Below are 23,170 nucleotides of genomic sequence, written 5' to 3' on the forward strand. Positions count from 1 at the left end.
TTTGTCTTGCTAAAAATAAGCATTCAACTTCAAGTAAACAATGAGCTTTTTCATACTTTATATCTGCATAGGGGAATCAAGGATAGAAAAAATGAACACCATCAGTACTGGAAATAAATCATTGAAATACAACATTTCTAATTCAGTCTTTTACTCAAAGCTCATTTGCAGTTTCAAAAAAAAAGGTACTTTCGCTTTACAGATTGGATAACATGTGCTATTTTTGCGCAAAATCATATACATAAATTATGGGAAGAGCATTTGAATTTAGGAAAGCGCGTAAGTTTAAGCGTTGGGATAAGATGGCTAAAGCTTTTACGAGAATTGGCAAAGATATCGTAATGGCAATAAAGGAAGGCGGCCCTGATCCGGCAACGAATTCACGTTTGCGTGCAGTTATTCAAAATGCAAAGGCAGTAAACATGCCTAAGGATAATGTTGAAAGAGCAATTAAAAAAGCAGTTTCTAAAGATCAGAAAGATTACAAGGAGATTATTTACGAAGGATATGCTCCGCACGGTATCGCTATTTTAGTTGAAACGGCTACCGATAATCATACAAGAACAGTTGCTGATGTGCGTTCTTATTTTACTAAATGCAAAGGTAGTTTAGGAACTGCCGGTAGTGTTGAATTCATGTTCGAGCACAAGTGTCATTTTCAGATTGAAAATAAAGGACAGGATATTGAAGAATTAGAGTTTGAATTAATCGATATAGGAGTAGAGGAAGTGTTTGCTGAGGAAGAAGGCATAATGCTTTACGGTAACTTCCCTGATTTTGGAAAGATTCAATCTTATCTGGAAGAAAATGAAATAGAAGTTATTTCTTCTGGTTTCGAAAGAATTCCAATGGATACTAAAGAATTGACCGAAGAACAAGTTGCCGATGTTGAGAAATTACTGGAAAAATTGGAAGACAACGACGATGTTCAGAATGTTTACCACAATATGGCATAAGAAAATAGCCATTTAATTTATATTTTGATGATATAGAGCCTGATCCGTTTAACGGATCAGGTTTTTTATTTTGCTAAGGTGTATAAAAAGAATTAAAGATCTTTTTTTGACTTTTTTTATTTTCTTAAAGCCTTGTAAATGTTGGGGGTGTGAGCTAAAGGTATGTAAGTCAGAAAACTTACCTTTTGAATGTTAAGAGTTTTTATTATATTTAGATATGTAGATGAAAAAACGTCTTATTACACACCTATGAAACGTTCATGTTTGAATATGCATGATATTTTACAGAAAATGAATATTCAAAGCATGAAAAGTTCCATGTGGCAACTATAATTGAATTATATACACATGCACTTTAATTATTTAAAATTTGAAAAAAGAGACAAAATAGGAATTTTGACTCTTAACCGTCCTGAAGCCTTAAACGCCTTAAACGAGGATGTTTTTAAGGAGCTAGCCTGTTTTTTAGACGATAAGGAAACTATCCAAAGCATTAGAGTATTAGTGATTACCGGAGAGGGAAAAGCATTTATTGCCGGAGCTGATATTAAAGCCATGCAGGAGTATTCCACTCAAACCGCGTACGACTTTTCTGAAATTGGAAAAAAGGTATTCGATCAGATTGCCAATTTGGATGTTCCGGTCATAGCGGCCATTAATGGTTTTGCCCTTGGGGGAGGGTTGGAATTGGCATTGTCATGTGATATACGTGTAGCCAGTGAAAAAGCCAGATTGGGTATGCCCGAAGTGAATTTGGGCTTGATACCCGGATTTAATGGTACGCAAAGATTACCTCGATTGGTTGGAGCTGGAAATGCGATGTATCTAATGATGCTTGGTGAAGGAATAACAGCTGGCGAAGCATATCAATTGGGAGTAGTTCAAAAACTGGCACCACCAGAAACTGTTCTCGAAGTTAGTTTGGAATTGGCAGGTAAAATTGCCTCTAAAAGTCCGAATGCCTTGCGATTAATCAAAGAGATGGTTCGCAATGGTTTAGAATTGTCGAGCAAAGATGCAGGCAAAATGGAATCCAAAGAATTTGGTCGTCTTTTTAAAGAGGATCAGAAGGAACGGGAAGAAGGCGTGACAGCTTTTCTCGAGAAGCGCAAACCAAACTGGTAGAGTAATCAATTTTTGTAGGGAGACTTATCATGAAATTCATGATTTGCAGGTAGTGTAGATAGGTTTTGCTTAGCTCAAATGGAAGAGTTATACCTGATAAAAACAATAAAATTAAAACAATATATAATATGGATTTGATCCGAAAAATGGAAAATGTAAGTGTCTTAGGCGCCGCTGGTAAAATGGGAAGCGGTATTCTTGTTTTGTTGTCTCTTGAAATGGCCAAATTAAAATTGGGTAAAAAAGAGGATAAGGAATTTGTATTAAACGCAATTGATGTATCACAATCTGCTTTAAGCAATTTGTTGGGTTATGTGAAAACGCAATTGCTAAAGCACGCTGAAAAAAATATAGTTGAATTGCGCACTTGGTATCAGGATCGCGAGGATTTAATTGATAACGAAGAAATCATCAATCAGTTTGTGGATGATGTAATGGCAATGATACAAACATCGACTCGTATTGAAACGGCTTATGACTCGCAATTGATATTTGAAGCAATTAAAGAGGACAAAGCATTAAAAGTGAAATTGTTCTCACAAATCAAACAAAACAATCCAAATGCCTGGTTCTTAACCAATACTTCATCCATTCCAATTGGGGGAATCGAAAAAGAGGCCGGTTTACATGGGGATGTCATAGGATATCATTTTTACAATCCTCCGGTAATTCAAAAATTGCTGGAGATTATTAAAACAGACAATACGAATGATGATTTAGCTGCCTTTTCGGTGAATTTGGCCAAAACGATGCGCAAAATTGTTGTTCAATCAAGAGATATTGCCGGATTTATTGGAAATGGTCACTTTATGCGTGATGCATTGTATGCGTTGAAGCTGGCTGGAGAATTAGCTAAAACCGAAGGATGGGCGAAAGCTTTTTTCTTAGTTGACACCATCAGTCGTGATTTATTGATTCGACCTATGGGAATCTTTCAATTGCTGGATTATGTGGGAATTGATGTTACCCGATTTATACTGGAGAGTATGCAGCCATCATTTCCAAATGAGACCTTATCAAATGCTGTTTTGAATCAGATGTTTGATAATGAAGTGAGAGGTGGTCAGTATGCCGATGGATCGCAAAAGGATGGTATTTTTAAATATCAGAAAGGCAGAATAATGGAAGTTTACGATTTGGAGCAGGGAAAATACATTTTAACCGAAGGCATAGAAATGGATTGCGCCGCAATTTTGGGCGAATTACCAACTCTTAAAGTCTATTGGAAATCTGTTGTTCGCGATCCGAATAAAGCTGATGTCTTGCAGAAATTTTTTACTGAACTGCATCAAATTGGTAGTGTTGGAGCCAATTTGGCTATTGCTTATGGTAAAAACTCCAAAGCCATCGGTCAAATGCTTGTTGATACGAAAGTTGCTGAATCAAAAGAAGATGTGAATACCGTTATGGAAACAGGTTTCTTCCATGCATACGGACCCATTAACGAGTATTTTTAAAATGGATTTATTAACCATGAGTGGCTTGTGGACTAAATGGACTGAAATTGTTTAACGACTAACTACTCTGTATTTAATACTATCAGTAAATGAACGCTTTACGTAAAAAAACATACATGACAGCCGGTTACAATACCATTTCAATGGGAACCGGAAGAAATGAATTTCATCCTAAAAAGCCGCGACCGGGTTTGGAGGATTACATCAGGGAAGCTGGACAAGCGAGCTTGAAGATGATTGGTGGAGCTGAAAATGTTGATGAAGGAGTGATTGGAAATTTTATGGCGGCTCGATTCAATAAGCAAGCTAATTTGCCTGCTTTTCTGCCTATGATTGATGCTGGCTTGAAGTACAAACCAGCCGTTAGCGTGGAAGGTGCTTGTGCATCTGGTGGTTTAGCTCTTACAACAGGAATTAAATCCATCTTGGCAGAAACGGCTGATGTTGTACTTGCTCTTGGTTTTGAAGTTCAGAATACCATGAAGGCGATGTACGGAGCTGATGTTCTTGCAGGTGCAGGATGGCAAAACTCACGTAAAGAGGGTCATGCTTACTTTTTTCCAGGTGCGTTTAGTGATCGTGCGGGTGCTTACTACAAAAAGTTTGGCCGGGAAACCGCTCGTAAGGCTATGGCTAAATGGTATTGCAATGCCATTGAAAATGCCCGCTTGTGCGAAACAGCTCAGGAATTCCACAATACCAATAAAGATCTGGAGGGAACGGCAAACACCCCTGTAAATCCAAGAGGCTTTGTTGATCATTTAAATGTTTTTGATTGTTCTAAGGTTTCTGATGGTGCTTCGGCAATTGCAATAGTTTCGGAAGAAGGTTTAAGAAAAATCGGATTAGACGTAAAAGATGCAGTTGAAATAGTAGGTTTTGCACATGCTGTCGCAGATATAACACAGAAACCTGAGAACATGACCAGTTTGTCGACCATGAAAGTGGCCGCAGAGAAGGCAATGGCAATGGCTGGAATTACTATTGATCAATTAGGAACTGTTGAGGTTCACGATTGTTTTTCCATTGCTGGGATTATGGCTCTGGAGGCTATTGGTTTTGCCGAAGAGGGAAAAGGTAGTGAATTCGTATTGGCAGGTCACACTGCCAGATGTGGGAAAATTCCGGTGAACACAACAGGTGGTTTAATTGGCTGGGGGCATCCAACTGGTGCAACCGGAGTACATCAGGCTGTAACCATTTGGGAGCAATTGACAGGAAAAGCAGGAAAAGCACAAATTGAAATAACAAAGGAAAAACCATATGCAATGTCTGTAAACATGGGCGGAGATGATAAGTCTTTGGTAGCTATTGTTTACAAACGTGGAGAATAAATTGAATAAGTAAGATGATTGAAAAGAGGATAAGGGGATGATGTAAGAGGGAATAGAAGGGAGGATTCATCCGGTTTTAAGTATCACACCTAAAAACTAAAACTATGAATTTTGAATTTACTGAAGAGCAATTAATGATTCGGGATGCGGCGCGAGATTTTGCACAACGCGAGTTGCTTCCAGGAGTAATTGAACGGGACGATAAAGCAGAGTATCCAACGGAGCAAGTTAAGCGTTTAGCTGAACTGGGCTTTTTAGGAATGCTGGTTGGGCTTGAATATGATGGTGGTGGAATGGATACCATATCTTACGTTTTGGCTATGGAAGAGATTTCAAAAGTTGATTCCTCCGTTTCTGTAATCATGTCGGTAAACAATTCATTGGTTTGCTGGGGGGTAGAAAAATATGGTACTGAAGAACAAAAGCAGAAATTTCTAAAGCCAATGGCCCGAGGCGAAAAAATCGGAGCTTTCCTTTTATCGGAACCAGAGGCAGGTTCTGATGCAACATCGCAAAGAACTACTGCCGTTGATATGGGCGATCATTATTTGGTAAATGGCACCAAAAATTGGATCACCAATGGGAATTCAGCTTCTACTTACATTGTAATGGCCCAAACTCATCCGGAATTAAAACACAAGGGCATCAACGCCTTGCTTGTTGATGCCAAATCGGAAGGTGTTTTTGTCGGTCCACATGAAAATAAAATGGGAATGCGGGCATCAGATACCTGCTCTGTAATGTTCAATAATGTTAAAGTCCCAAAGGAAAATCGTTTAGGTGAAGAAGGTTTTGGATTTAAATTGGCCATGCAATCACTGGAAGGCGGTAGAATAGGAATTGCTTCTCAGGCTCTTGGAATTGCTTCTGGTGCTTACGAATTGGCATTAAAATATGCACAGGAAAGAAAAGCTTTCGGGAAAGAGATTATCCATCATCAGGCAATCGCATTTAAATTAGCCGATATGGCAGTGGAGATTGAGGCTGCTCGATTCTTCTGTTTAAAAGCTGCCTGGTTAAAAGATCAGGGACAACCCTACGGACATGCAAGTGCTATGGCAAAATTGTATGCTGCCGAAACTGCAATGAAGGTAACCACCGAGGCAGTTCAGATTCACGGAGGATATGGATATGTGAAGGAATATCATGTGGAACGCCTAATGCGTGATGCAAAGCTAACTCAGATCTATGAAGGCACTTCGGAGATTCAAAAGATCGTTATTTCCAGAGGATTAATGGGTTAGAAGCTATTGATAAAGAATCAATTAAAATTACTAATTGATTGTAAATAAGTGATAAATAGATTGTTATTTAAATAGATAGATTAAGTTGATTGTTAATATAAACTGCTGTAGCCGGATTAGTCTTTACACTATTATTTCGGTGCCAGATACTAAAAATAAATGCATATGAAGATACTGGTCTGTATAAGTAATGTTCCTGATACCACCACAAAAGTGAAGTTTAAGGAAGATAATACTCTGTTTGATGATTCAGGTGTTCAGTGGATCATTAATCCATGGGATGAGCTGGCTTTAACTCGTGCATTAGAGCTGAAAGAAGATGCCGGCAATTCTGTTGATGAGGTTTGTGTAATTCATGTTGGAGGCACGCAAACAGATGCAACCTTACGAAAAGCACTTGCTATTGGCGCTGATAAGGCGATTCGTATTGATGGCTATCCTGCCGACGCATACTATGTGGCCGGACAAATTGCTGCATATTTAAAGGAAAATCCTTTTGATATTGTTTTTAGTGGTATCGAATCAAGTGATTACAATGGTTCGTCTGTTGGAGCAATGATTGCAGAGTTTATGGATTATTCTGGAGTCTCATCTGTAAGTCAGGTAAATATTGATAAGGATGAGCTTATTCTTTATCGGGCAATTCCGGGAGGAAAGCAAAAAATAAAAACCGAAGTGCCATTGGTGGCTGTAGTTCAGAAAGGAATTGCAACCGAACCCAGAATTCCTTCGATGAGAGGAATTATGATGGCTCGAAAGAAACCTTTAGAGGTAAAAGCAGCAGTGGAGATGGAAATACTAACTAAATCTGTAAAATTTGATTTGCCTGAAACTAAAGGTGCTTGCAAGATGATTGATTCAGAGCATGTAGAACAATTGGTTGAATTGTTGAAAAATGAAGCTAAGGTATTGTAAGTAATAAGATTACCATGTTTAATAAATGTAGATGGATTTTACAGTGAATATAGTCTCACTTCTAAATCTATTATCTCATATCTAAATAAAAAGCTTATGTCAGTAATAGCATTTGCCAAAAACTGGAACGGGAAATTTAAGAATTCCACCTATGAATTGGTATCATATACGAAAAATTTAGCCGATCAATTGAACACAAAGCTTATTGTTGTTTCAATTGGAGAGGTGAATAACGATGATTTAAAAAATTTGGGGAAATATGGAGCTGAGAGAATAATATCAGTTAACGATCCTAAAATGAATATTTTAACAAGTCAAGTTTATGCACAGGTAATTTCTGAAATTGCGAAAATGGAAGGCGCAAGCGCAATTGTTTTGAGCGATAATGAGAGTGGTAAAGCCATTGCTCCAAGACTATCAGTAAAAATGAAAGCGGGAATGGCATCTGCTGTCCTCGAATTGCCAATATCGCTAAATCCATTTGTCGTTAAAAAAAGCACCTTTTCAGGAAAAGCTTTTGGACATGTGCAAATTGATTCCCCTGTAAAGATTATCTCTATTGCTAAGAATTGTTTTGGTCTGGTAGAAAATCAGGTTGATGTGTTGATCGAAGAATTTTCGCCACACTTGGATGCCAGTCTTTTCAAAATTCAGGTTCTTGAGGAAGAAAAGCAAACAAATAAAGTTGACCTTGCTGATGCAGATATTGTTGTGTCAGCAGGTAGAGGAATGAGGAGCCCTGATAATTGGGGTGTTGTAGAAGATTTGGCAGAAGAGTTGGGAGCAGCAACAGCTTGTTCGCGTCCGGTATCTGATGAAGGATGGCGGGGACATGAGGAGCATGTTGGGCAAACAGGAAAAGTAATTGCACCCAATTTATACTTCGCTGCCGGTATTTCCGGAGCCATACAGCACGTTGCTGGTATTAGCAGGAGCAAATGTATAGTTGCCATCAATACGGATCCTGAAGCGCCTATTTTCGGTGTTGCAGATTATGGGATCATTGGTGACGTTATGGAAGTATTGCCAAAATTGACAGAAGCAATTCGGAATTCAAAATAATAATAAGCCTGTGAAAGAGGGCTAAAAGTTTGTTACTAATCTCATTAATTACTGAATCATGATAAAACAAATCCTCTTCATCATCACATTATTGATCACATTTGGTGTGTTTGCCTATTCGGTAAAGCGTTTGTGGGGATTCTTTAGCTTGACAAAGCCCGCATATCCAATTAAAAATATTGGAGCGAGAATTTCCCATACTTTGAATGTGGCTTTCGGGCAAACCAAAATATTTCGAAAACCAGTAATTGGGCTGATGCACGCATTGGTATTCTGGGGGTTTTTAGTGATAACTCTGGGTAGTATTGAGATGGTTGTGGATGGTGTTAGTGGATTGGATAGGGCTTTTGCCTCTACAGGATGGTTCTACGATGTCGTTATTGCCTCTGGAGATGTATTTGCTTTGTTGATTATCGTTTTTATCAAGCTTTTTATTCTTCGTAGAATGTTCTTAAAGATAAAACGTTTTACAGGAGTGGAAATGACAGCAAAAGCCAATTGGGATGCTCTTTTATCTCTTTATTTTATTGGATTTTTAATGGTTTCCCTGATTTGTTTCAATATGGGATACATTAGTAGTCACCCAAATGGCTACGAAGGAGTTTATCCCGTTTCTGCCACTTTGGTTAATTTATTTGGATGGGACTTTAGCTTGCTTCAAGAGCCGGGTTGGTGGGTGCATCTTTTATTGATATTCACATTCGCTAATTACTTGCCTTATTCGAAGCATTTTCATGTTTTTCTATCCATTCCGAATGTGTTTCTGGCGAATTTGGAACCGATTACTAAGTATCCAAATTTAGAAAGTATTACCCGTGAAGTTAAGCTAATGCTCGATCCTGAAGCAGCTTATGATGAGAGCGCAGAGGTTGCCCGTTTTGGAGTGAAAGACATTGAAGATGTTAGCTGGAAGAATTATATGGATTCCTTATCCTGCACACAGTGTGGCCGATGTACGGATGTTTGCCCGGCTAATATCACAGGAAAGCTTTTGTCTCCAAGGAAAATATTTGTTGATCTGCGAAAGCGGATGGATGAGAAAGGACCATTGGCATTAGCAGGCAAGCAGGATAATAAATCACTCTTACGCGATTATATTTCTGAAGAAGAGATTTGGGCTTGCACAACTTGCAATGCCTGTGCTCAGGAATGTCCGATAGATATTAGTCATCCTAACTTAATCATGGATATGAGAAGGTATTTGGTGATGGAGGAATCGGCTGCACCAGCTGGATTAAATGTCATGTTTGCAAACATTGAAAACAATGGTGCTCCCTGGCAATTCTCTCCTGAAGATAGAATGAAATGGGCTGATTAGTTTGTTTAATTATCTGTAGTGGAGTTGGTTGAGGCGTTTTAAGATAAGTTGTACTTTAATTACTGTTTTGAAATGACAATAGAAACAAAAATAAATGTGCCTGTCATGGCGGACGTTACAGCGAAAGGCGAAAAGCCTGAATACTTGTATTGGGTTGGTTGCGCCGGTGCTTTTGATGACAGGTATCAGAAAGTAGCACGAGCGTTTTCTAAAATATTGAATCATCTTGGCGTAAGCTATGCTGTTTTGGGGAAAGAAGAAAGTTGTACAGGTGATGCTGCAAAGCGTGCCGGGAACGAAATGCTTTTTCAAATGCAGGCCATGCAGAATATTGAAGTGCTTAATTCCTATGAGGTGAAGAAGATCATCTGCACTTGTCCGCATTGTTACAATACCTTGAAAAATGAATATCCTGACTTGGGCGGAAATTACGAGGTGATTAATTACACGGTGTTTCTGGATGAGATGATTCGAACCGGGAAACTGAAATTGGAGAACAATCCATTTAAAGGCGAAAGCATCACTTATCACGATCCATGTTATCTGGGAAGAGGAAATGGAATTTATGATGCACCTAGAAATGTAATTAAAGCTGTTTTTGGTGAGGTGAAAGAGATGAAGCGAGCGAGAAGTTTCGGTCTGTGCTGTGGTGCCGGTGGCGCTCAAATGTTTAAGGAAGCCGAAAAAGGAGATAAGGAAGTCAACATTGAACGTACCGAAGAGATTATTGAGAGGAAAGTAGATAAAGTTGCTTCAGCTTGTCCTTTTTGCATGACCATGTTGACAGATGGAATAAAATTAAAGAACAAAGAAGCGGAATTGCAAAATATAGACATAGCAGAAATTATTGAAAAAGCCTTGAACTTATAGACTTCACAACTAAAGCATGACAGCAAACACGACATACAAGCTTAAAAATACAGTTCGGATTGTAACAGCAACTTCGCTTTTCGATGGACATGATGCATCGATTAATATCATGCGAAGAATTATTCAGTCTTCTGGAGCTGAAGTGATTCATTTGGGACACAACCGCTCTGCCGAAGAGATTGTGGATTGTGCTATTCAAGAAGATGTACAAGCCATTGCCATAAGCTCTTACCAGGGTGGGCATATGGAATTCTTTAAGTACATGTATGATTTGTTGCAGCAAAAAAATGCCGGACACATTCGTATTTTTGGAGGTGGCGGAGGAGTAATTCTACCATCTGAAATTAAAGAGCTGGAAGCTTACGGAATTGCTGGTTTGTATTCTCCTGATGATGGTCGTAACCTCGGTTTGCAAGGAATGATTAATGAGGTTTTGGAGCAATCGGATTACTCATTGAATGATTTTGAATTGCCAAAAGCATCAGAAATTACTAGTGAGAACGTTAATTTGCTATCAAGGTTAATCACCTTGGCTGAACATGATCTACTTCAGGATTCTGATTTATATCTTGAATTGAAGAGTAGTGCTAAAGTCAATCAGACACCTGTTATTGGAATTACCGGTACAGGCGGAGCTGGAAAGTCTTCCTTAACGGATGAATTGATCCGTAGAGTTCATATCGATTATCCAGAATTGAAACTGGCAATCCTTTCTGTAGATCCTTCAAGGAAAAAGAGTGGTGGCGCATTGCTAGGTGATCGAATCCGCATGAATGCCATTAATCATCCAAACATATATTTGAGATCTTTGGCTACGCGTCGTGCTAATCTTGCATTGTCGAAACATGTTGATGATGCTTTGATTTTGATGAAATCAGCAGGATTTGATTGTATTTTCCTTGAAAGTTCAGGAATTGGACAGTCGGATACGGAAATTGTTGATTACAGCGATGTGAAATTGTATGTGATGACCCCCGAATTTGGGGCGGCAACTCAGTTGGAGAAAATTGATATGCTCGATTTTGCTGATTTGATTGCCATTAACAAGTTCGACAAACAAGGGGCTCAGGATGCTTTGCGCGATGTGAAAAAGCAATATCAGAGAAATAACCTTCTGTGGGATCGAAATCCGGACGATATGCCAGTTTATGGCACAGTTGCTTCTCAGTTTAACGATCATGGCGTAAACGAGCTCTATCATGCCTTAATTCAGTTTTTAAACTCGAGTAATGCTGCCGGTTTTGCGCAGAATGGGAAACCTCTTCTTGAGGCGAGTCAAAAGATCGAAATTGTACCACCAGCCAGGGTAAGATATCTCTCAGAGATCTCTGAAACGGTAAGAAGATACAATCGAAAGGCTGAAGAGCAATCTGAAATTGCAGATCAATTGTATGCTTTAGATAAGTCTATTGAGATAATTGAAGGTGATGGTGTTAGAGATGTCTTGTTGCGAAAAAAACAATCTCTTTCGAAAGGATTTAAGCATCAGAATATTATAGATTCCTGGGAAGAAAAGAAAAAAAGATACAAAGACGACACCTTTCAATATAAGGTTCGTGGCAAAGAGTTATCGGTGGAAACACATTTTGAAACTCTTTCGCAAACCCGGATTCCTAAGATTGTATTGCCTGGCTATAGAAGTTGGGGCGATATCGTAAAATGGAATCTAAAAGAAAATGTTCCCGGCGAATTTCCTTACGCAGCAGGCGTTTTCCCGTTCAAACGGGAAGGCGAAGACCCAACAAGAATGTTTGCAGGAGAAGGATCACCGGAAAGAACGAACAAGCGATTTCATTATTTGGCCTTAGGTCAACCAGCGGTTCGACTATCAACGGCATTCGATTCGGTAACCTTGTATGGTGCCGATCCAGATTATCGACCTGATATTTACGGAAAAGTTGGAAATGCAGGTGTTTCTGTAGCATCTCTGGATGACGCCAAGAAACTGTACAGTGGTTTTGATTTGTGCGATCCGAAAACTTCGGTATCCATGACAATTAACGGGCCGGCTCCTATGTTGGTTGCTTATTACATGAATGTAGCTATCGATCAGGAATGTGAGAAATATATTCGCGCACATGGACTGGAAGATGAGGTTAAAGTAAAACTTGAAGCAATCTTCGCTGGGAAAGACAGAGTCTATTATGTAGGGGATTTGCCAAAAGAAAATAACGGATTAGGATTGCTTTTATTGGGCGCAACCGGAGATCAGGTATTGCCTGCAGACGTATATCAGAAAATTAAGGCAGAAACCATTTGTAAGATTCGGGGAACGGTTCAGGCAGATATGCTGAAAGAGGATCAGGCGCAGAATACCTGTATATTCTCTATTGATTTTGCTCTGAAAATGATGGGAGATATTCAGCAATACTTCAACGAAAACCAGATTCGGAACTTCTATTCGGTTTCTATTTCAGGATATCATATTGCAGAGGCTGGAGCCAATCCAATTTCTCAATTAGCATTTACATTATCTAACGGATTTACCTTGGTTGAATATTACATTTCAAGAGGTATGAAGGTTGATGATTTTGCACCGAATCTATCCTTCTTTTTCTCCAATGGAATGGATCCGGAATATACCGTAATCGGTAGGGTAGCGAGAATAATCTGGGCGAAGGCCATGAAATATCTATATAAGGCCAATAGTCGCTCCCAAAAACTGAAATATCACATTCAGACTTCGGGTAGATCGCTGCACGCACAAGAAATTGAATTCAATGATATTCGAACAACTTTACAAGCTTTAACTGGAATTTATGATAACTGTAATTCTCTTCATACAAATGCCTACGATGAGGCTATTACAACGCCAACAGAGGAGTCGGTAAGAAGAGCAATGGCGATTCAAATCATCATTAATAAAGAGCTTGGATTGGCCAAGAATCAGAACCCTTTGCAGGGATCATTCATCATCGAAGAATTAACGGATTTGGTAGAGGAAGCTGTTATGGTAGAATTTGATCGATTAACGGAACGTGGCGGTGTGTTAGGAGCAATGGAAACCATGTATCAAAGAAGCAAAATACAATCAGAATCTCTGCTTTACGAGAGTTTGAAGCATAGTGGTGAATTACCAATTGTTGGTGTGAATACATTTTTAAACTCAAAAGGTTCTCCTACAGTTCAGCCAAAGGAAGTCATTCGTTCCGATGAGGAAGAGAAAGTCAATCAGGTGAAATTTAAAGACTTAGTACATAGGAATCAGAAGGAAAAGGCTGTAAAGGCATTGGAAGAGTTGAAAGAGACGGCCTTGAAGAATGAAAATGTATTTGCCTCTTTAATGGAAGTTTGCAAATTCTGCACACTCGGTCAAATAACCGATGCATTGTATGAGGTTGGTGGTCAATATAGAAGGAATATGTAATTATTCTGTAGGGACACAAGATCTTGTGTCCTGAATGAAATAATTCATTTTTTTAAATTAATTAAGAATAAAAGATTTGTTTAAACGGAAGTAAAAACAATAAAGCATTGAATCAAATAGAATCAAAAATAAACGTAAAATCTGCGGATTTCTTGAATAATAAGAAGTCTTACGAGAAATTGATGAAAGAATATCGCCATCGATTAAAGTCAATAATGCATGGTGTTGATGAAAAAGCCAAAGAGCGTCATTTGAAGCGCGGAAAGTTATTGGTAAGAGATCGCATTGAGTTGTTGTTAGATAAGAATACTCCTTTTTTAGAACTATCAGCAATGGCTGCTTGCGACCAATACGAAAATCAATTTCCTTCAGCAGGCATTGTGACTGGTATTGGCGTAATTCATGGCAGAGAGTGCGTGATTGTTGCTAATGATGCAACGGTGAAAGGTGGAACTTACATCAAGGAAACCATTAAGAAGCACATTCGTGCACAGGAAATTGCCATGGAAAACCATTTAGCTTGTATCTATATGGTCGATTCGGGAGGTGTTTTTCTTCCAGAGCAATCGAAGGTTTTTCCTGATAAGTATGATTTTGGGCGATTTTTCTTCAATCAATCGAAAATGTCGGCCAGAGGAATTCCTCAAATCTCCATTGTAATGGGATCGTGTACTGCAGGTGGAGCGTACGTTCCGGCCATGAGTGATGAAACCATTATTGTAAGAGGACAAGGAACCATTTTTATTGGCGGACCTCCATTGGTGAAGGCTGCAACAGGTGAGGATGTTACTGCCGAAGAATTAGGTGGTGCCGAAATGCATACTTCCATTTCAGGAGTTGCAGATCATCTGGCTGAAAATGACCGACATGCGGTTCAGATTTGCCGAGATATATTCGAATCGATGCCTAAGGTGCGGAAATTTGGATTGGAAAGAGAAGAAGTGAAAGCACCGGCATATCCCGCTGATGAATTGTACGGATTGGCTCCAATTGACCTGAAAAAAGCAATTGATGCCCACGAATTGATAGCAAGAATTGTTGATGGAAGTTCATTTCAGGAATTTAAAGAGCGTTATGCTCCAAGCATAGTTACTGGCTTTGCTAAGATCATGGGCTTTCCGGTTGGAATTATAGCCAATAATGGCATTATTTTCTCTGAGACATCGCTTAAGGCGGCACATTTTATTGAATTGTGCTGTTTTCGTAAAATTCCGTTGATCTTCTTGCAGAACATTACTGGTTTTATGGTGGGGAAAGAGTATGAGCACAAAGGAATTGCCCGTGATGGAGCCAAAATGGTTCATGCAGTTGCAAATGCTCAGGTTCCTAAGTTCACCGTAATTGTTGGTGGCTCTTTTGGAGCAGGAAACTACGCTATGGCAGGACGCGCCTATGAACCCAGATTGTTGTTTATGTGGCCCAATGCCAAGATTTCAGTAATGGGTGGCGAACAGGCTGCAGGTGTTTTGGTGCAGGTGAAAGAACAACAACTTCAGAAAAGAGGGAAGAAATTTCCTATGGCGGAGCAAAATAATCTAAAAGAGAGCATTTTAGCAAAATATGAAGAGGAAGGTTCAGCCTATTACAGTACATCACGTTTGTGGGACGATGGAATTATTGATCCGGCCGATACAAGAAAGATATTGGCGATGGGAATAGCTGCTTCCGTGAATAAAGAGTTTGGGGAACCGGATTTTGGTGTGTTTAGGATGTAAACACTCCCCTTAATCCCCTCTCAAGAGGGGAATCACAATGTGTTAAAGTCCCCCCTTTGAAGGGGGATACAGGGGGATGTTTGATTGATATTAAAATATAAACTAATGAAACAATTTAAAACAATAGAATTTAATATAGAAGACAAAATTGGAACGATTAGCTTGAATCGTCCTGAGATACATAATGCCTTTAATGAGGTGATGATTGCTGAAATCATTGATTGTTTCGAAGAAATTGAAAAGATGAATTACGATTGTATCAGGGTTGTGATCATGAGAGGTAAAGGAAAATCTTTCTGCGCTGGGGCTGATCTCAAATGGATGAAAGGGGTTGCCAATTATTCATATCAGGAAAACTATCTGGAGAGTTATAAGCTATCGATGTGCTTTAATGCTGTTTACTCCTGCAAGTTTCCCACGATTGCTTTAGTGCATGGTGCGGCAATTGGTGGAGCGAATGGATTATTGGCGGCCTGCGATTTTGTTCTGGCACATAAAAATACAGTTTTCTCATTAAGCGAAGTGAAAATCGGCATTGTTCCGGCTTGTATATCTCCTTACGTGATGAAACGGGTTGGTGAATACAAATCTAAAGAATTGATGCTGACAGGTATGAGATTCAACGGTAAAAAGGCAAAGGAAGCAGGTTTGGTGAATTGGTCGTTTGGTGAAAAGAAGCTAAATGCAAAATTAGAGGATTTGATTTCAATGCTAAAATCGAGTGGTCCCATTGCAGTTTCTACCTGCAAGCAATTGCTGTACGATGTGGAGAATGTTTGGAATCATGAAGAAACAATGGAAAATACAGCTAAAATGATTGCTGAATTGCGTCAATCGGATGAAGGTCAGGAAGGAATGAGTTCATTTCTGGAGAAACGGAAACCCAATTGGACAGAAAATAATTAACAATTAATAATTTTTCATTGTCGATTACTAATTGAATAAAAATGTACTACAAAAGACTACTAATAGCGAATCGTGGCGAAATTGCCCTAAGAATCATGCGAACAGCAAGAGACCTGGGTATTCATACCATTGCGCTGTATACTGAACTCGATCGGCAGGCAGAGCACGTATTGCAAGCCGATGAAGCATATCCGTTGCAGGGAAATAACTTGCAGGAAACATATCTTAATTTAAATCAGATCGTTGAAATTGCACGAAAAGCAAAAGCGGATGCCATTCATCCAGGATATGGATTTTTAGCTGAGAATGCAGTTTTTTCTCAATTATGTGCTGATAATGGAATTGATTTTGTGGGTCCGGATGCTAACGCAATCGAATTGATGGGGAATAAGGTAAATGCCCGTGAATTTGCCAAGTCGATTGGTGTACCTGTGTTAGAAGGGGTGATTGGGGACATTAAGGAATTGATTACTGCGGCAAATGAAATGCAGTTTCCGCTTTTGATTAAAGCTGCTGCTGGTGGTGGTGGCAAAGGAATGCGCATCGTTCATAAAAAAGAGGATTTAAAAGGGGCATTGGAATCAACATCTCGCGAAGCAACAACTTATTTTGGTGATGGGACAGTTCTGATAGAAAGATATGTTCAAAATCCACGTCATATAGAAGTTCAGATTTTAGCAGACAAACATGGAAATGTGGTGCATTTATTTGAGCGTGAATGCTCTATTCAGAGACGATTTCAAAAAGTGATTGAGGAAGCTCCTTCGCCAACTTTAACGCCTGAATTGAGGAAGGAAATGGGCAATATGGCTGTGTTTTTGGCTCAGGAAATGAGTTACACCAATGCAGGAACAATTGAGTTTTTGGTTGATGAGGACTTGAATTACTACTTTCTGGAGATGAACACAAGAATTCAGGTGGAACATCCGGTAACGGAAATGATTACTGGAATTGATTTGGTGGAAGAGCAGTTAGCAATTGCTTCGGGGCGAAAGCTGAAGTTGAGACAAGAAGATATTCACATGAAGGGACATGCTATTGAAGCGAGGATTTATGCGGAAGATCCAGAAAATGAGTTCATCCCATCGCCAGGTGAAATAAGTTTTTACAAAGCGCCTAAATTGTTTGAGGGGCGACTGCGTCTGGATTCCGCCATAGTGGGGCCATGTACGATACATCCTGATTACGATCCGATGATAGCAAAATTGGTAGTTTGGGACGAAAACAGGGATTTGGCCATTGAAGGCTTGCATCATGCCTTGCACAATTACGAGATACATGGAATCAAAAATAACATCATGTATTTGCATACTTTGTTGAATACCAGCTATTTTAAACGAAATAAGATCTCAACCCATTTTTGTCAGAATCATAACGATGAGTTGATGCAAAAAATGAAGGAAGATAAGCTTGAAATACCAGCATTCCTTTTTCAAATCAGCTTTGCTTTGTTTGAGTTGAACAGAGAGAAGGTCGATTCAATTTGGGAAGAGATTGGTTATTGGAGACAGCAGGGAACAAAACTTAGAATTGTAGATGAGGAAGTACTTGATATTGAAATAATCAGCAAAAACCCATACAATATAAAAATTTACAATACTAATTATATTATTGATAATGTGAGTATTGATGGCTTTCAATTAATGTTGGAGTTTAATGGTGTCAGATATCAGTTTTACCAATCGAAAAATACAGAGGGAAAGAGCTTTGTGAGTTGTCAGGGGATAGTTCGTGAGATGATTCGATGGTCGGAGATTCAATCCAATATAGGAGATGTTGGGGTTTCTGATCAGAAAGAAGGTGATGGAAGAATTTTATCACCAATGCCTGGCAGAGTGGTTAAGATTGAAGCCAAAACGGGACAGATAGTGGCTAAAGGTGATGTACTGATTATTGTGGAAGCCATGAAGATGGAGAATAGTATTTTGGCTCCGTTTGGAGGTGTTATAGGAAATGTTTTTGTGAGTGAGGGGGATCAGGTGAAGAACGCAATGGAGTTAATAAAATTGGAAGCAGTTGGAGAATAGGGATTAACCGCTAAGCGTAAGTCTCCTGCAAGTTGCAGAAAAGAAATATAGAGTGTGTAATGCTTGCTGCAGGTTGCAGGAAGATAAAGTACAGGGTGTGTAATGCTTGCCGCAAGGTGGAGGAAGAAAATACGGAGTGTGTAATGCTTGCCGCAAAGGTGGAGGAAGAAAAATACAGGGTGTGTAATGCTTGCCGCAAAGGTGGAGGAAGAAAATACAGAGTGTGTAATCACTAAATGATTAATGGGAATTGACCAAGACGAAAGAATTTTACGATAAATGGATATGATTGAAACATGATACTTATACTTTGAAAATATGAAACGTCCATGCCAAAGTGATTTTGACACACAGGGGGATGATTATTCCAGCATGGTAATCCCGAAAGCTTTCGGGACCATATGACAAAAACTTAAAATTATAAACATATGAAAGACAAAATCAGAATTGCAAATGCCGGTGGTTTCTGGGGCGATGACCTTGGAGTACTTAGAAGACAGTTGGAAGGTGGAGATGTGGACTACATATCTTCTGATTTTTTAGCTGAAGTAACGATGAGTATTCTTCGTAAACAACAGTTAAAAAACGAATCTTTAGGCTATGTAACTGATTTTGTGGATCAGATCGTAGATGTGGCTGATTTAATGAAAGAGAAAGGTGTAAGAATGATTACAAATGCCGGAGGAATTAATCCAATCGGTTGTGCACGTAAAATTCTTTCAGAATTGAAAAAGAAAGGCATCACTATTAAAATTGCAGTGGTTGAAGGTGATAATATCATCGAAAGAATAGATGAATTTTATCCTGCCAAAACCAGTTTTAAGAACATGGATACCGGAGATGATTTTAAGGATATCTTCGAGAACATACAAAGTGCGAATATTTATTTGGGTGTGCCTCCTTTATTAAAGGCTTTAGCGAGTGGAGCCGATTTGATACTGGCTGGCCGCGTAACCGATACCTCAGTAACTATGGCACCAATGATTTATGAATTGGGATGGAAACTGGATGATTGGGATAAGTTGGCCTCTGGTTTAATAGCCGGTCATATTATCGAATGTGGGGCTCAGTCAACAGGTGGCAATTTTACCGATTGGCAAAAAGTTAAACGCTGGGATAACATGGGATATCCTATTGTTGAAATGAATAAAAATGGTGAATTTACGGTCTATAAGCATGAGAATACCGGCGGTTTAATCAGTATCGATACAATTCGCGAGCAATTGGTATATGAAATGGGCAATCCTGCTCAATATATCAGTCCTGATGTTGTCGCCGATTTTAGTCAATTAGTATTGAAAGAGCAAGGTGAAAATCGTGTATTGGTGAAAAATGCAAAAGGTCATCCATCCACTCCATATTTAAAAGTTTCGATGGCGTTTGAAGATGGATACAAAGCGACAAGCTCTATCGTAATTAGCGGTGGCAAAGTATTACTTAAAGCACAAGAGTTCGAGAAAATATTTTGGCAACGTTTAAAGCACTCTTATTTAAAGAAAAATACTGAATTTGTTGGATACAATGCTTGTCATCAGCATTTGGCTGAAGATATCAATCCCAATGAAATATTACTGCGATTATCAGTTTACGATACTGATGTTTCAAAAATCAAAGACTTTTCGATGAGTATTGCTCCGTTGATCTTGAGCGGACCTCCTGGAGTTGCCGTAATAGGTGGTAGAGCTAGAATGCAACAGGTTATTACTTATTGGCCTACTTTAATTCCCAAAACTTGTATCTCCTCGATGGTTTACGTTTTGGATAAAGAGGGAGAAATTAAAGAAACATCAGAAATACCATCTGTTTTAGGAAATGAACAGGAATTAGTAGCAACACAATCATCGAATTCTTATCATGACAATGTGAAAAAGGAAAAAGGCAGAAAAATGTGTGCTGTTCCATTTAGAGATATATGTTTGGCTCGTTCCGGAGATAAGGGCGATACCGTAAATGTTGGGGTATTGGCTAGATCCAAAGAGGTATATGAATTCCTGAAAACGGAACTAACTTCAGAAAGAATTACGAATATGTTTTTCGGATTATCAAAAGGCAAAGTAACAAGATTTGAAATTGATAATTTAATGGCTCTGAATTTTTTGTTGGAAGAAGCTTTAGATGGTGGTGGAACTAAATCATTAATGATTGATGCTCAGGGTAAAATGTTTGCATCTGCACTGTTGAATCAAGAGGTTGTGGTTCCTGATGATGTTCTCGCCACTATATTATCCGGGGAATTTCAAAAATAAATCTAGAATGGAATTTGCGAAATCATTGATAGTTGCTAACTTAATATTTGTGAATGAGGAAGCGTAGAGATTGAAGTGGCAGGGATATTTCCTCATTCCTGGATAATTAATTACTAATAGAAATATATATGCTTCCATATTTGAATGATGAACATGATACGATAAGAAAGGCTGTTCGGGATTTTGCCGAACGGGATATAAAACCATTGGCTCAGGAACTAGACGAGAAAGAGGAGTTTTCTATTGAATTAACCCAAAAAATGGGCGAAATGGGATTGTTTGGCATGACACTTCCTGAAAAATATGGAGGACATAATACCGATTATTTGTCTTATATAATTGCAGTTGAGGAAATTGCAAGGGTTGATGGTTCGCATGCAGCCACACTTGCGGCTCATAATTCGTTGGGAATTGGCCCATTGTATGAATTTGGCAATGAAGAGCAAAAATTAAAATATCTACCCGGACTTTGTTCTGGTAAAGAACTGTGGGCGTTCGGATTGACAGAACCTGAAGCTGGTTCTGATTCCCGGGGATCAAAAACATTTGCAAAAGACAAAGGTGATCGTTGGGAGATTAACGGTTCGAAAATCTTTATTACAAATGGATCAACTCCTTTGTGTTCGGGTGTAACAGTTCAGGCGGTTACAGCAATAAAGGGTAATGAAAAAGAATTCACGACTTTTATTGTAGAAAAAGGAACATCTGGCTGGACATCCAAAGCCATGCATGGTAAAATGATGTGGAGGGCTTCGGATACGTCCGAAATGTTCTTTGATGACTGCAGCATTCCAAAAGAAAATATTCTGGGAGTGCGTGGCATGGGCTCTAAAGTCATGTTGAAAACCTTGGATTCAGGAAGACTATCTATTGCCGCGATGGGACTTGGATGTGCTCAGGGTGCTTACGAATTGGCTCTTGCTTATGCAAAAGAGAGAAAGCAATTTGGGAAAACACTGTCGAAATTTCAAGCCATTTCGTTTAAATTAGCCGATATGGCTCTGAAAATTGAATTGGCAAGGAATTTACTATACAAAGCATGTTGGTTGAAAGATATTGGCGAAGAATACGGAAAAGAAGCTGCTATGGCTAAATTGTATTGTTCCGAAATAGCAAAGGAAGTTGCCGATGAAGCTGTTCAGATTCATGGAGGATATGGTCTAATGAAAGAATATCCGGTGGAACGATTTTATCGTGATCAAAGATTGTTGCAAATTGGAGAAGGAACATCTGAAATTCAAAGAATGGTTATCTCAAGATATATTGGATGCTAAAATGGGTTCATTATAACAATTATAAAGTAGACAATAAATTTTTTAAAAGCTAATAGCTCAAGACGAATAGCTATAAATCACATAACAATAAACACCATCACTATGAGTAGAGAACTGATACTTGCCTTAAATCCGCGAATGCAATTTACACGAATAGCTGTTTATCGGATGAACTCTCCGGTTTTTTTGAAGAAAATTAACCACAAACCTGAAGAGCTTACTGATTTTAAATGCTTTTGCGATCAAACGAAATATCGTGCAAAAATCATTATGGATGAGTTAAAGGCTAATGATATATATCTTGAGGAAATAAAAATTATAATTGGCCGGGGTGGACTTCTTAAACCAGTTAAATCAGGAGTCTATAGAGTTAATGAGGCCATGGTTAAGGATCTCTCGAATTGTGAGTTTGGCAATGATGTTGTTAATTTAAGTGGATTGCTTGCCTACGCAATTTCGGAGCAAATTGATGGGGCAGATGCTTTTGTTGCTGATCCTGTTGTGGTTGATGAATTGGAGGACATAGCGAGAATTACAGGGAGGCCTGAGTTTAAAAAGCGCTCCATTTTTCATGCATTGGATCAAAAAACAAGTGCAAGAAGATATGCTCAATCTGTCTTTAAAAAGTACGAAGATTTGAATTTGATTATTGCTCATTTGGGTGGAGGAATTAGTATCGGAGCTCATAAAAAGGGGAGAGTCGTTGATTCAAATCAGGCATATGATGGAGATGGTCCCTTTTCTCCTATTCGAAGTGGTAGTTTGCCCATGGGCGAAATGATTCAAATGTGTTTCTCGGGTAAATATTCACAAGAGGAATTGCTGAAAATGCAAACTGGTGAAGGTGGATTGTATGCCTATTTCAATACGTATAGCGGATTTGATGTTTGTAAAATGAGGGATGCTGGTGATTCTAAAGCCAAAGAGGTCTTGTCGGCAATGGCTTATCAGGTAGCCAAATCAATAGGTTCTATGTATCCTGTATTTGGGGAGGAAGCTGTTGATGCAATAATTATAACCGGAGGAATGGCCAAAGATGAAACCTTTGTTCGGGAAATTAGAATGAGAGTAGAAAAAATTGCATCTGTTACTATTTATCCTGGAGCTGAAGTGCTAAGTGCACTAAGTGATTATGGCAGAATGATTTTGCGGAATGAGACTGAAATATTAGATTATTAGAAGAATTTATTTTAATTTATAATCAATAAAAATCAGCTTCGGCTGATTTTTTTTGCCTCAAACGAAATGTATTCCTTGTTATAGTTCAATTAGTAATCTTTATAGCGTTGTATGTCAGCCTATTGCAGGCTTAGCCGACAAAAATCGCTCTCCGGGTGATAAATATCGATTTAAA

The 23,170-nt window shown here is 38.8% G+C and carries 16 protein-coding genes; all 16 read left to right on the forward strand.

The features are described 5' to 3' along the window. Nucleotides 1–248: 248 nt before the first annotated feature. The 16 genes from ALGA_RS19735 (at nucleotide 249) to buk (ending at nucleotide 22,995) form a co-directional block, all read left to right on the forward strand. Nucleotides 249–956: a YebC/PmpR family DNA-binding transcriptional regulator gene (locus ALGA_RS19735; RefSeq protein WP_096432198.1), complete on the forward strand. Its 708-nt coding sequence runs from the start codon at nucleotides 249–251 to the stop codon at nucleotides 954–956. Nucleotides 957–1,304: 348 nt separating this feature from the next. Beyond that, nucleotides 1,305–2,081 carry an enoyl-CoA hydratase/isomerase family protein gene (locus tag ALGA_RS19740; RefSeq protein WP_096432200.1) on the forward strand — a complete coding sequence of 259 codons (777 nt, stop codon included), beginning with the start codon at nucleotides 1,305–1,307 and terminating at the stop codon, nucleotides 2,079–2,081. Nucleotides 2,082–2,209: 128 nt separating this feature from the next. After that, complete coding sequence (locus ALGA_RS19745; protein WP_096432202.1) at nucleotides 2,210–3,538, forward strand: 3-hydroxyacyl-CoA dehydrogenase family protein; 1,329 nt, start codon at nucleotides 2,210–2,212, stop codon at nucleotides 3,536–3,538. 89 nt (nucleotides 3,539–3,627) lie between these two features. Further along, nucleotides 3,628–4,872, forward strand: a complete 1,245-nt coding sequence (locus ALGA_RS19750) for a thiolase C-terminal domain-containing protein (protein ID WP_096432204.1) — start codon at nucleotides 3,628–3,630, stop codon at nucleotides 4,870–4,872. Nucleotides 4,873–4,976: 104 nt separating this feature from the next. After that, nucleotides 4,977–6,116, forward strand: coding sequence for an acyl-CoA dehydrogenase (locus tag ALGA_RS19755; protein WP_096432206.1), 1,140 nt, complete (start codon nucleotides 4,977–4,979; stop codon nucleotides 6,114–6,116). 165 nt (nucleotides 6,117–6,281) lie between these two features. Beyond that, the gene (locus ALGA_RS19760) at nucleotides 6,282–7,031 is read left to right on the forward strand and encodes an electron transfer flavoprotein subunit beta/FixA family protein (protein WP_096432208.1); all 750 of its coding nucleotides are present in this window, start codon (nucleotides 6,282–6,284) and stop codon (nucleotides 7,029–7,031) included. 96 nt (nucleotides 7,032–7,127) lie between these two features. Then, entirely contained in the window at nucleotides 7,128–8,093 is a 966-nt protein-coding gene (locus ALGA_RS19765; RefSeq protein ID WP_096432210.1) for an electron transfer flavoprotein subunit alpha/FixB family protein, read from the forward strand. 58 nt (nucleotides 8,094–8,151) lie between these two features. Continuing rightward, on the forward strand, nucleotides 8,152–9,411 hold the full coding sequence (locus ALGA_RS19770; RefSeq protein WP_096432212.1) for a 4Fe-4S dicluster domain-containing protein: 1,260 nt from the start codon (nucleotides 8,152–8,154) through the stop codon (nucleotides 9,409–9,411). 105 nt (nucleotides 9,412–9,516) lie between these two features. Continuing rightward, on the forward strand, nucleotides 9,517–10,281 hold the full coding sequence (locus tag ALGA_RS19775) for a (Fe-S)-binding protein (RefSeq protein ID WP_197705626.1): 765 nt from the start codon (nucleotides 9,517–9,519) through the stop codon (nucleotides 10,279–10,281). A 16-nt stretch (nucleotides 10,282–10,297) separates the two neighbouring features. Continuing rightward, nucleotides 10,298–13,648 carry a methylmalonyl-CoA mutase family protein gene (locus ALGA_RS19780; protein ID WP_096432214.1) on the forward strand — a complete coding sequence of 1,117 codons (3,351 nt, stop codon included), beginning with the start codon at nucleotides 10,298–10,300 and terminating at the stop codon, nucleotides 13,646–13,648. Between the two features lie 107 nt (nucleotides 13,649–13,755). Next, nucleotides 13,756–15,363 (forward strand): carboxyl transferase domain-containing protein, encoded by a 1,608-nt coding sequence (locus ALGA_RS19785; RefSeq protein ID WP_317044247.1) that lies wholly within the window; start codon nucleotides 13,756–13,758, stop codon nucleotides 15,361–15,363. Nucleotides 15,364–15,468: 105 nt separating this feature from the next. Next, nucleotides 15,469–16,269, forward strand: coding sequence for an enoyl-CoA hydratase-related protein (locus ALGA_RS19790; RefSeq protein ID WP_096432216.1), 801 nt, complete (start codon nucleotides 15,469–15,471; stop codon nucleotides 16,267–16,269). A 41-nt stretch (nucleotides 16,270–16,310) separates the two neighbouring features. Continuing rightward, nucleotides 16,311–18,296 (forward strand): acetyl/propionyl/methylcrotonyl-CoA carboxylase subunit alpha, encoded by a 1,986-nt coding sequence (locus ALGA_RS19795; protein ID WP_096432218.1) that lies wholly within the window; start codon nucleotides 16,311–16,313, stop codon nucleotides 18,294–18,296. Between the two features lie 428 nt (nucleotides 18,297–18,724). Beyond that, nucleotides 18,725–20,542: an acyclic terpene utilization AtuA family protein gene (locus ALGA_RS19800; RefSeq protein WP_096432220.1), complete on the forward strand. Its 1,818-nt coding sequence runs from the start codon at nucleotides 18,725–18,727 to the stop codon at nucleotides 20,540–20,542. A gap of 128 nt (nucleotides 20,543–20,670) precedes the next feature. Continuing rightward, the gene (locus ALGA_RS19805) at nucleotides 20,671–21,816 is read left to right on the forward strand and encodes an acyl-CoA dehydrogenase family protein (RefSeq protein ID WP_096432222.1); all 1,146 of its coding nucleotides are present in this window, start codon (nucleotides 20,671–20,673) and stop codon (nucleotides 21,814–21,816) included. Nucleotides 21,817–21,918: 102 nt separating this feature from the next. Next, nucleotides 21,919–22,995, forward strand: coding sequence for a butyrate kinase (gene buk / locus ALGA_RS19810; RefSeq protein WP_096432224.1), 1,077 nt, complete (start codon nucleotides 21,919–21,921; stop codon nucleotides 22,993–22,995). The last annotated feature ends 175 nt before the right edge of the window (nucleotides 22,996–23,170 follow it).

This window comes from Labilibaculum antarcticum, from assembly GCF_002356295.1.
Taxonomy (GTDB): domain Bacteria; phylum Bacteroidota; class Bacteroidia; order Bacteroidales; family Marinifilaceae; genus Labilibaculum; species Labilibaculum antarcticum.